Annotated in this window: 13 protein-coding genes and 1 tRNA gene; 1 reads left to right on the forward strand and 13 read right to left on the reverse strand. The window is 43.2% G+C overall.

From position 1 onward, the window contains the following. Positions 1-106: 106 nt before the first annotated feature. Positions 107-194 (reverse strand) — tRNA-Ser (locus E5A76_RS07655). A 258-nt stretch (positions 195-452) separates the two neighbouring features. On the opposite strand from E5A76_RS07655, the gene E5A76_RS07660 reads away from it, so the two are divergent. Then, on the forward strand, positions 453-1025 hold the full coding sequence (locus tag E5A76_RS07660; protein ID WP_161118563.1) for a UPF0149 family protein: 573 nt from the start codon (positions 453-455) through the stop codon (positions 1023-1025). A 108-nt stretch (positions 1026-1133) separates the two neighbouring features. Here the strand turns inward: E5A76_RS07660 and nadA are convergent, their stop codons facing one another. From nadA to cydA, 12 genes are all read right to left on the reverse strand, one after another. Beyond that, positions 1134-2195, reverse strand: coding sequence for a quinolinate synthase NadA (nadA, locus tag E5A76_RS07665; protein WP_008986622.1), 1062 nt, complete (start codon positions 2193-2195; stop codon positions 1134-1136). A gap of 166 nt (positions 2196-2361) precedes the next feature. Then, on the reverse strand, positions 2362-3084 hold the full coding sequence (ybgF, locus tag E5A76_RS07670) for a tol-pal system protein YbgF (RefSeq protein ID WP_161118564.1): 723 nt from the start codon (positions 3082-3084) through the stop codon (positions 2362-2364). A 22-nt stretch (positions 3085-3106) separates the two neighbouring features. Next, positions 3107-3652: a peptidoglycan-associated lipoprotein Pal gene (gene pal / locus E5A76_RS07675; RefSeq protein ID WP_053988399.1), complete on the reverse strand. Its 546-nt coding sequence runs from the start codon at positions 3650-3652 to the stop codon at positions 3107-3109. Positions 3653-3709: 57 nt separating this feature from the next. Continuing rightward, the gene (gene tolB, locus E5A76_RS07680; RefSeq protein ID WP_023932920.1) at positions 3710-5038 is read right to left on the reverse strand and encodes a Tol-Pal system beta propeller repeat protein TolB; all 1329 of its coding nucleotides are present in this window, start codon (positions 5036-5038) and stop codon (positions 3710-3712) included. Positions 5039-5074: 36 nt separating this feature from the next. Next, positions 5075-6163, reverse strand: a complete 1089-nt coding sequence (gene tolA, locus E5A76_RS07685) for a cell envelope integrity protein TolA (RefSeq protein ID WP_060987990.1) — start codon at positions 6161-6163, stop codon at positions 5075-5077. Between the two features lie 11 nt (positions 6164-6174). Beyond that, complete coding sequence (gene tolR, locus E5A76_RS07690; protein WP_008986617.1) at positions 6175-6618, reverse strand: protein TolR; 444 nt, start codon at positions 6616-6618, stop codon at positions 6175-6177. Positions 6619-6621: 3 nt separating this feature from the next. Beyond that, a complete protein-coding gene (gene tolQ, locus E5A76_RS07695; RefSeq protein ID WP_053988402.1) occupies positions 6622-7311 on the reverse strand; it encodes a protein TolQ in 690 nt (229 codons plus the stop codon). Beyond that, positions 7312-7716: a tol-pal system-associated acyl-CoA thioesterase gene (gene ybgC / locus E5A76_RS07700; RefSeq protein ID WP_161118565.1), complete on the reverse strand. Its 405-nt coding sequence runs from the start codon at positions 7714-7716 to the stop codon at positions 7312-7314. Positions 7717-8005: 289 nt separating this feature from the next. After that, the gene (gene ybgE / locus E5A76_RS07705; RefSeq protein WP_316247323.1) at positions 8006-8308 is read right to left on the reverse strand and encodes a cyd operon protein YbgE; all 303 of its coding nucleotides are present in this window, start codon (positions 8306-8308) and stop codon (positions 8006-8008) included. Then, positions 8301-8408 carry a cytochrome bd-I oxidase subunit CydX gene (cydX, locus tag E5A76_RS07710; protein WP_042116804.1) on the reverse strand — a complete coding sequence of 36 codons (108 nt, stop codon included), beginning with the start codon at positions 8406-8408 and terminating at the stop codon, positions 8301-8303. Before cydX ends, ybgE begins: the two co-directional genes overlap by 8 nt. A 13-nt stretch (positions 8409-8421) precedes the next feature. Further along, on the reverse strand, positions 8422-9558 hold the full coding sequence (gene cydB / locus E5A76_RS07715; protein WP_053988405.1) for a cytochrome d ubiquinol oxidase subunit II: 1137 nt from the start codon (positions 9556-9558) through the stop codon (positions 8422-8424). A gap of 17 nt (positions 9559-9575) precedes the next feature. Beyond that, complete coding sequence (cydA, locus tag E5A76_RS07720; protein ID WP_008986612.1) at positions 9576-11162, reverse strand: cytochrome ubiquinol oxidase subunit I; 1587 nt, start codon at positions 11160-11162, stop codon at positions 9576-9578. Positions 11163-11517 lie beyond the last annotated feature (355 nt).

Below are 11517 nucleotides of genomic sequence, written 5' to 3' on the forward strand. Positions count from 1 at the left end.
GGATTTGAACCCTAGATACGCTATTAACGTATGCCGGTTTTCAAGACCGGTGCTTTCAACCACTCAGCCATCTCTCCTAAATTGTGTTCTCTTATTAAATAAGAGATGGCGGTGAGGGAGGGATTCGAACCCTCGATACGTTGCCGTATACACACTTTCCAGGCGTGCTCCTTCAGCCACTCGGACACCTCACCACTTGTTGTTGATAGGCTATGCCTCTCAACGGACGGCTACTATATTGTGCTAAGGGTATAAGGTCAAGACAAAACTGAAATCCCTTTTTTAAGTGCTTACTTTTACAACAAAATTATCATCAATGTTAAAATATCTCTTCCCCTGCTCTATATTGGCGCAATTAGCCTGTTACAATGGTTGATATAACGTTATTACTCTTTCGTTGATCGTTAAATACGTCTAGTAATACCCTAACAATGATTAAATAGAGATAGTTTATGTCTTCACAACTTAACGTCATTTTGCAAGATCAACACCTTGCCGAACAGCTACTTAACGAATCTCAAACCCGTGGTTTTGTAACCGCGATGGCAGCTGCGCCAAACATTATTGATCCCGCTGAATGGTTGGCCTTTTTATGGGGCGGTGAAGAAATCTCACCTTTTAGCACTCATGAAGAATTAGAAGCGTACGCTAACGCGATCATTGATATTTGGAATGAAGCGCGTAAAGCCCTATTTGAAAGCACGTGGAAATGGCCTGAAGGCTGTGCTCTTGATGATGGTCAGATTGTGACTCAAGAGACCAGCTACTTCTGTGAAGGTATGCTGCAAGGCTGGCAATTAGCACGTGATGATTGGGAAACCATCATGCCACCTGAAAGTGAAGACAATGCCCTACTTGGCGGCGTATTACTTTCAATCAGCTTATTGTTCGATCCTGAAACTGCATTAGAAGCATTAAGCGAACAAGGTGCTGACGCACTGGCACAGTTTGAAGAGATCTTCAATGCGATCCCAACAATGTTGTGTGGCTTAACACAACGTGGTGCTCAACTAGTAGAAGCGTAAATATCACACAGCTCTGCAAGCAAAAACAACAAAGGCGAACATGATGTTCGCCTTTTTAGTATCTGTTATCTTGCTGTTTGCTAGTACTTAGCTAGAGATAAGCGTTAATTACGCATTACCTTTTACTTTCAATTGCAATTCAGCAGCAAAATCTAGCATACGATTTAATGGGATCAGTGATTTTTCACGTAGTGATTCATCAACAAAGATCTCATGTTGTTCACCACCTTCAGATAACCCAGTGTAAATCGCTTTTAAGCCATTCATTGCCATCCACGGACAATGTGCACAGCTTCGACATGTTGCACCTGCACCTGCTGTTGGGGCTTCAACCAACTCTTTTTCAGGTACCATTTGCTGCATTTTGAAGAAGATGCCTTTATCAGTTGCCACAATCAGCTTTTTATTCGGCAGCTCTTTGGCAGCTTTAATTAACTGACTTGTTGAACCTACCGCATCCGCTAAAGCAACAACACTTGCTGGTGATTCTGGGTGAACCAAAATCGCTGCATCTGGGTAAAGGTGTTTCATGTCACGCAGTGCTTTAGCAGAGAACTCGTCGTGAACGATACATTCGCCCTGCCATAACAGCATGTCTGCGCCTGTTTTCTTTTGAATGTATGAGCCTAGGTGGCGATCTGGCCCCCAGATAATTTTCTTATCTTCACTATCTAGGTGCTCAACAATTTCAAGTGCAATACTGGATGTGACTACCCAATCAGCACGGGCTTTTACGGCTGCTGATGTATTGGCATACACCACAACGGTGTGATCTGGGTGAGCATCACAGAACTCACTAAAGGCATCAACAGGACAGCCTAAGTCGAGTGAACATTCAGCTTCTAAGGTTGGCATTAATACACGCTTTTCTGGCGTCAGGATTTTCGCTGACTCACCCATAAAGCGAACACCACAAATGATCAGGGTTGTTGCTGGGTGTTGGTTACCAAAACGTGCCATTTCAAGGGAATCACCAACGAATCCACCCGTTTCTTCTGCTAATGCTTGGATCTCTGGATCGGTGTAATAGTGCGCCACCAGCACTGCATCTTTTTCCTTTAGCAGTTGCTTAATTTGCTCAATATAATTTTGTTTTTCAGCATCAGTTAATGGCGCAGGTTTTGGCGGAAACGGGTAAACCATCTCCGATGGATCAAATGTAATACTCATTATTCACTTGCTCGTTAGCATTCCTTTTGTGTCCGAACATTATACGCTGGATTTCCTAAATTTCACCTTTAACCAACACAGCTTCGACCTAACGGTAACAAAAAAGCCTAGGAACAAAGTGATGCTTTGCTACCTAGGCTTTTCATTACATACTGAGTTAACAGGATTATTTCAGCTTAGCTAATGCTGTTTTTGCCTGTTGTGCTGTGGTTGAGTTCGGGTACGATTTCACCACTTCTTGGTAGTAGGTTTTCGCTGTTGCAACGTCATTACTACGCTCTGCAATCACACCAAGTTTCAATAATGCGTCGGCACGTTTGCTTGAATCTTTGGTGTCGGCAACCACTTTGAAGTTCGTTGCAGCATCCGCTAATTGGTTCTGAGCGAAGAACAACTGCCCTAGCCAGTAACTTGCATTTGGCTTGTATACTGAATCTGGGTATGTGGTTAAGAAGCTTTGGAACGATTTAGTTGCGCCTTTGTAATCTTTATCTTTTAAGATCAGATTAACCGCTTTCTCGTACGCTGCATTTTCACTGACGTTGCTTGAGTAAGCTTCAGTTGACGCTGGTTCTTTTTTCTCTTCTGCTGGCGCTGCTTTCTCAGGCTGACGGCTTAAGTTATCCACTTCACGGTAGATTTCACGTTGACGATCAACGATCTTCTTAATGTCGTAGCTGTTACGCTCAACATTGCCACGTAGCTCATCAATATCTGAGGACATTTGATCTAAGCGACGCTGCATCTGCAATTGTACTTGGCCTTGCGCTTCTAACATGCGCTCTAGGCTATCTAAATTCGCTGCCGATACAGGCGCGGCGACCACTTGGGTCGCCGCGCTCATCAGCAACACTAATGCAAGTTTTCGCATTACTTTGTTACTGCTCATATTTTTGTTTACCTAAATCAGATTAGTAAACTAAAACCGCACGACGGTTTTTCGCGTAGTCAGCATCAGTGTGACCTAACACTAGAGGTTTTTCTTCACCGTAGCTAACGATTGAAAGTTGGCTTGCAGGTACACCTAATGCTTGTAGGTATTGTGCTACAGCTGTTGCACGACGCTCACCTAGTGCAATGTTGTATTCTGGCGTACCACGCTCATCAGCATGACCTTCAACAATCACTTTTACACTTGGGTGGTCACGTAGGTAAGCTGCGTGTGCTTCTAGCATTGCTTGATATTCAGGTTGGATTTCTGAGTTATCAAACTTGAAGAATACTGTTTGCTCTTGACGAAGTTGCTGAAGCTGTTGCTCTAACAGTTGCTCTTCGCTCATGCTACCTGATTGATCAACTGGCGATACAATTGATTGATCTGGACGAGAATTACCGCCACCGTTGGTACCATTTTGGTTAGCCGCAGAGCTGTCTGCACTATCAGTTGAGCTACACGCAGCCAATGTCATCATTGGCAGTACAATAGCTAAACTTTTTAAAATTTTGTTCAGTTGCATCTATATTTCCTTTTTAAACTCAGTAATGCCTACAAGGCAAAGTTAAGCTAGTTCAAATTATAAAAACGGTCCCCATGATGGAGCACGTACACGTTTACTGCTTGACGGCAAACGCGCTTGGAAACGACCATCGATAGATACCAAAGATAATTCATAAGTACCATTATTCTGCGCAGAGCTATAAATAATCATACTACCGTTAGGGGCAATGCTTGGTGATTCCGCAAGACGAGCTTTGGTCAAAATTTGCATCGCACCAGTTTTAAGATCTTGTTTAGCAATGTTGTAACCACTGTCTGAACGGTTAACAACAACAAGGTAACGACCATCAGGGGTTACTTGTGGACCCATGTTCTGGCTGCCCTGCCATGTTACACGCTGAGTATCACCTGTTGCTAAATCCATGTGGTAAACCTGAGGACGTCCACCACGATCTGACGTGAAGTAAATAGACTGACCATCTGGTGCCCAAACCGCTTCGGTGTTGTTTGCACGACCATGAGTGATTTGACGCAATTGCTTAGTGCGAAGATCTTTAATGTAAACCTGTAGGCTACCAGTTTTAGATAATACCATCGCTAGCTTGCTACCATCAGGTGAGAACTGAGGTGAACCATTGTGACGAGGGTAATCTGCCACGACTTCACGCTTACCTGTGTAGATATCTAACACGAAGATCTGTGCTTTACCGCTTTCAAAACTTACGTATGCCAGTTTGCTACCATCTGGTGACCATGCTGGTGACATTAGCGGCTGCTTAGATTTCAACACTACGCGCTCGTTGTAACCATCGTAATCAGCAACAAGTAGCTGGTATGGGAATTTCGCCCCTTGATTGTTATCAACGTAAGCAATACGGGTTAGGAACGCACCACGCTCACCCGTCAGCTTTTGGTAAATCAAATCAGAAATACGATGAGCATATTGACGCATGCGATTTGGTTTTACTGATGCTTGGTTATTCAGCAGCAGATAATCACCTTTCGCCGCACCTTCAGTGCCCGCAGCTAGCTTACCTTTAACGATATCAACGAGTTGATAGTTAACAGTGTAATTACCATCTGCATTTTTTGTGATCGTACCTGTCACCACAGCGTCCACACCCATTTTACTCCACGCAGAGTAATCAATTTGGCTTTCGTTGTGAGGTAGTTGTGGCAATTTATTTGTCGGCACTGGGCTGAACTTACCACTTCTTTGTAAATCGGATGCAATTACCGCAGAAATATCTGTCGGTAGTTTACCTTCACCTTCCCATTGGAATGGCACAACACCAATTGGTCGCGCAGAGTCGACACCATCGGTGATCACTAATTCAAGTGCAGCATTTGCAAATTGACTAACGCTTAATAGAGCTAAACATAAGCCCATTATCCAACGTTTCATCCATCGCTCCTATTTTATGTTTCACCACAATCAGTATTATTGTGGCGTTACCGCTAGTTTGATATCTCGTAATTTCTTCACAACATCTGGGTCATCAGGCATCGGGAATTGACTCACCTTCACCACCGCAGATTTCGCTGCACGACACAGTGCACCGTCACCACCATTTTGAGTAACGTCTAACACTAAACCATCAGCAGATAAGCGCATGGTCAAATTACACTCTTGACCTTTAAAACTTTGATCAACTAATAAGTTCTGTTGAATCATCTGTTTGTAGATTGCGCCATAGCGTGCAACTTCATCGGCAATGTGTTGACCACGCGCACCGCCACGTTGTTCACTTTCCGCTTCAAGACCAGCAAACACATCGTTCAATGCGGTTTCTTTTTGCTGTTCAAGTTTCTTCGCTTCTGCAGCTTTACGTTTTGCTTCAGCTTCGGCTTTTTTCTTTGCTTCTGCTGCTTTGCGCTCGGCTTCTAGACGTTTCGCTTCCGCCTCTTTACGCTTAGCTTCGGCTTTCGCTGCCTCTTCTTCGGCTTTCTTCTTCGCTGCTATTTGCTTTTGACGCTCTTGCTCAGCTTTACGGCTTGCTTCTTCCGCTTTACGTTGCTCTGCCAGTTTTTGCTGGCGAACTTGCTCGGCTTTTTCCGCAGCCTCTTGCTTGGCTTTACGCTCCGCTTCGGCTTTTGCTGCTTGTGCTTTCGCGACTTTAGCAGCTTCTTCTGCTTTACGCTTTTCTTCTGCCGCTTGCTTTTGCTGCTCTGCAACTAGCTTACGTTGTTCTTCCGCTTCACGAGCTTCTTTTTCAGCTTTTAGCTTATCTGCTTTTAACTGACGAACTCGCTCTGCTTCGGCTTTTCGCTGCTTTTCAAGGGCTTCAGTTTGCTGCTCTAAACGTTTTTTGCGTTCTTGCTCAGCACGTTTAGCAGCTTCTCTTTGCTCTCTAATTTGCTTTGCTTGTTGGTTGATCATGGCAGGATCAACCACAACAGCCTGAATAGTATTGCCGCCAGTCTCTGATTTATGCATGGTAAAATCAGCGCCCCACAGCAATAGTCCTATCAATAGCGCATGAAGAAATAACGATATTAAGGTGGAACCTGTGTAATTGTTATTTTTCATTCGTGACTACCTTATTGCTCAAGAGGCTCAGTCATCAAGCCAACAGAGCCAACACCTGCTTGGTTTAAGGCATCTAATGTTTCGATAATATGAGCGTAAGGTGTACGACCATCACCGCCCACCATCACTAATGTTTTTGGTTGCGCCGCCATTTGGGCTTTCACACGTGCCAATACTTCTTGTAGTGATAGACCTCGTTGCATGTCAGCATTATCAATACTCACACCCAAGTGACCGTCTTTATCCACTTCAACAATGATTGGCGGCGTATCGCTATCTTTATTCATATCAGCGACGGTTTCAGCTGTGGTGGTTTGTGGTAATTCCACGTCCACACCTTGGCTAACAAACGGTGCTGTTACCATAAAGATGATCAACAGTACCAACATCACATCGATGTAAGGTACTACGTTGATTTCTGCCGTCATCTTGCGCTTTTTTGGTTGATAAGCCATCGCTTATTGCTCCTGGTTAGCGGCAAATGCTTGACGGTGTAAAATGCTTGAAAACTCTTCCATGAATGTTGCGTAAGTGTGCTCTAGCTTCGCTACTTTGTTAGTTAGACGGTTGTAGAACATTACCGCAGGAATTGCGGCAAACAGACCCATTGCTGTTGCAACTAGCGCTTCTGCAATACCCGGAGCAACCATTGCTAGTGTTGCTTGCTTAACCGCACCTAGCGCGATGAACGCTGTCATGATGCCCCATACGGTACCAAACAGACCGATGTATGGACTGATAGAACCTACTGTTGCTAAAAATGGCAGGCTTGTTTCTAGCTCATCCACTTCTTTAGACAATGATACGCGCATTGCACGACCTGTACCTTCCATTACCGCTTCTGGCACTTTGTCATTACTACGGTGTAGGCGCGCAAATTCTTTAAAACCTGAATAGAAAATTTGCTCTGAGCCTGTTAGCTCATCTTTACGCGCTTGTACTTCTTTATATAGCTGAGATAAATCAACACCAGACCAAAAACGATCTTCAAACTGTGCTGCTTTACGGCTTGCTTCAGACAAGACTTGTGAACGCTTAATGATCATTGCCCATGATGCAATCGACATACCAAGCAAAATAAGCATTACCATTTTCACAAGCAAACTGGCTTGCATAAAAAGGTCTAAAATCGTCAGTTCTGAGTTCACTTAATTTATCTCCGGCTTTAACTGTTCTGGAAGTGCCCTTGGCTTCATTTTGGTAGGATCAATACATGCAACCTTCACCAATGCTTTACACAACACTTCATTACTACTATTTACTAATTCTTGATGAAATTCGATGGATGCCCCTTTCGGGTTTTGTAATACGGTATGTACCATCAATTGATCATCTAGCTTTGCACCTCGTAGGAAATCAATGTTCACATTACGAACAACAAAGCTGATATTTTGTGAAAATAATTGCTGCTGATGTAGCCCAATTGTTCTCAAATATTCGGTTCGAGCACGCTCAAAAAACTTCAAATAATTGGCATGGTAAACAAGCCCACCAACATCTGTGTCTTCATAGTAAATGGTTACCGGCCACTTAAAAACATCAAGTTGTTTCATTTTATTACCATCACAGCCCACCTATCATTCAGATAAGCAAAAAAATTCTGTCGCTACTATACATCAAGTTAATGTGAGGTTGTTACTGACGGATGCCCTTCGTCGGCTATTTTACCGAAAATTAGCCCTCTCGTGCTCATTCTGACAATCAAATCACATTTCTGTTCACATACCATGCTCAGTAATCTTCAGTTCTGCTAATGGTGCCGAAGTTTCATACTTTTGTTATAAAAAAACGGCTCGCTACAAGGTAGCAAGCCGTTTTTTGTTCTTGGGTTTATACGCTTTATTACAAGAAGTACAAACCTAGAATATAGATCAATATAGGTAGTGCGATAATTGGCGAGAAAAATAACTGCCAATACCAACGATGAGGAACAAAACTCATGCCAAATACCATGGCACTACAGGTTGCCCAAATCATCAATGGTGCAATCACCGGATTAAATCCGCCAATAGCTTCAGCGAATTGATGCGGTTCCCACATTACCAACCCAGCAACAATCACTGCCATTGCAATCGCTAGTAGTTTCAGTGGAAGATTCATCAACGGTGCATGCACTGTTTTTATCGCACGCTCTATATTACTCACTGTCTTTATCCATATCTTCAGTCGTTTCAAGCCATAGGGCATTGATAATACCGAAAGAACAAGCCAGAAGAATGCCTAGAATCCAAGCAAAATACCACATGTTGTTCTACTCCTTAGTACAGTGAAGTGCTGTTGTCTTCGATATATTTAGTATCAAGACGACCAAACATTTTGTAGTAACACCAAGCGGTGTAAGCCAAGATCACAGGAACCATAATAAAGGCAACTACTGTCATCAGTTTCAGTGTTAACTCAGATGATGTTGCATCCCAAATCGTCAAGCTGATGTTTGGATCTAGGCTTGAAGGCATAATGAATGGGAATGTTGCAAAACCAAACGTTAATACCACGCCAACCATAGTTAGGCTTGAGAATAGGAAAGCAAAACCTGCGCGGTTAGCACGTGAACACAGTGCAGTCAGTAACGGCATTACTACAGCTAGGATTGGCGCAATCCATAGTGCTGGGTAGTTAGCGTAGTTAATGAATAGTGCACCTGTCTGACGCATTACTTCTTTAGTTGTTGGATCTGAAGGCGCGTTTTTCACGATTTCAGATGTGATCACATAACCATTGATGCTTTGAGATACGAAACCTGCAATAACAAATACAACTGCCATGATAATTGCAGAAACTGCCGCTACGTTACGTGAACGTGCATGGATTGCATCTGTTGTTTTCATTTGCAGGAATGTCGCACCTTGCGTCACGATCATCAGTAAGCTAACTACACCACATAGTAGGGCAAATGGGTTTAGCAGACCGAAGAATGAACCCTTGTAAGTTGGGATCATGAACTCGTTTAGCTCAAATGGAACACCTTGCATTAGGTTACCGAACGCAACACCGAAGATCACAGGCGGTACAAAGCTACCTACGAAGATGGCTTTATCCCAAAGGCTACGCCATTTTGGATCAGTCAGTTTAGAGCGGTAATCGAAACCTAGTGGACGTAGCCAAAGTGCAGCTAGCGTCAGGATCATTGCAACGTAGAAGCCAGAGAATACTGTTGCGTAAACAAGTGGCCATGCTGCGAACAATGCACCACCAGCGGTGATTAACCATACTTGGTTACCATCCCAGTGAGGTGCGATCGAGTTGATCATCACTCGGCGTTCGCTATCTGTTTTACCAATGATATGAGAAAGGATACCTACACCCATATCGAAACCATCAGTGATAGCAAAACCGATACATAACACACCGATTAATAACCACCAAATTAGTCGCAAGCTTTCATAATCAAACATTATTTGTTTCTCCCTGCTTACGCTTCAACTTGACGTGAAACCACATCTTGTTTTGTGTCATTTTGTTCGAAATGGTAGCGACCTGTTTTCAAGCTACTTGGACCAAGACGAGCGAACTTAACCATCAAGTAAACTTCAGCCACTAGGAACGCTGTGTATAGCGCTAGAATTGCTGCTAGTGAGAACCATAGTTGTGACGGTTCTAGGTTAGATGCTGCCATATGTACTGGAAGGATCTCACCTACTGCCCATGGTTGACGGCCGTATTCTGCAACGAACCAACCTGCTTCAATCGCAATCCATGGTAGTGGAATACCAAATAGTGCAGCTTTAAGCACAAGCTTGTTACCAGTGATCTTATGACGACAAGACTGGATAAATGCAGCGCCAATGATTGCAAACATTAGGAAGCCTGCACCCACCATGATACGGAAGCTAAAGAATAGCGGCCATACTTGAGGGATTGAGTCATCCACTGCTTTTTGAATTTGTTCTGGTGTCGCATCAACAACTTTATCAGTGTAAGGCTTAAGAAGTAGGCCGTAACCTAGGTCTTTCTTCACTTCGTCGAAAGCTGCAATGTTTTCAGGTGTCTTGTCACCAGCACGTAGTTTCTCTAGTAGGCCGTATGCAACCATACCGTTACGAATACGTACTTCGTGCTCTTTCTTAAGATCACGGATACCCGTTACTTGTGTATCAAGAGAACGTGTTGCAATGATACCCATTAGGTAAGGGATCTTAATTGCGTAATCTGTTTCCATAGTTTCTTGATTAGGGAAACCAAATGCAGTAAATGCCGCTGGTGCTGGCTCTGTGTGCCATTCCGCTTCAATTGCTGCTAATTTTGTTTTCTGAACGTCGCCTAGCTCGTAGCCTGACTCATCACCAAGGATCATTACAGAAACGATAGATGCCATACCGAACGCTGCTGCGATTGCAAATGAACGACGCGCAAACGCAATATCACGGCCTTTCAGCATGTAGTATGCACTAACACCTAGAATGAACATTGCACCACATACATAACCAGAAGCTACAGTGTGAACGAATTTCACCTGTGCTACAGGGTTAAGTACTACGTCTGCAAAGCTCACCATTTCCATACGCATTGTTTCAAAGTTGAAATCAGCGCCAACTGGGTTTTGCATCCAGCCGTTTGCAACCAGAATCCATAGAGCGGAAAAGTTTGAGCCAAGAGCAACTAGCCAAGTGACAGTAAGATGCTGACGCTTAGATAGGCGATCCCAACCAAAGAAGAACATGCCGACTAACGTTGATTCTAGGAAGAATGCCATTAGTGCTTCGATAGCTAGAGGCGCACCGAAGATATCACCAACATAGTGAGAGTAGTATGCCCAGTTTGTACCAAACTGGAACTCCATAGATAGGCCAGTAGCCACACCAAGAGCAAAGTTAATGGCGAAAAGCTTACCCCAGAACTTAGTCATGTCCTTGTAGATTTGCTTTCCAGTCATTACATAAACAGACTCCATAATGGCTAGTAGGAAAGCCATACCTAGAGTCAATGGAACGAACAAAAAGTGATACATCGCTGTTAAAGCGAACTGTAACCGCGATAGTTCGACGACATCAGTTAACATTGATAACTCCTTTATTCACCAGCTGACTGGCGACAGTACTACATACGTACCGATTTATTGGGTTTAGCTTTTATATAGAAAAGACATCGCAATCTTGCCGACCTTCCTGATCGCTTGTTAATAATTAGCAAGCGTCCATATTATGTTGCAATATTGTTTAAATAAATTTAATTTAACGTTATTCTATAGCTAATTTAGTCGGAGTTAATATTACAGATATTAGTTCTAATCTTCAAAGAATTTATTACAAGTTTTGCTTTGACAAATATCAATAAAAACAGCGCTAGATGTTCAGTACGAGGGTATATTTGATTTAGATCAAATATAGAAAGAGATTGGCGGTAAGTTTAAAGAC

The sequence above is a fragment of the Photobacterium lucens genome (assembly GCF_009873615.1).
Lineage (GTDB): Bacteria > Pseudomonadota > Gammaproteobacteria > Enterobacterales > Vibrionaceae > Photobacterium > Photobacterium lucens.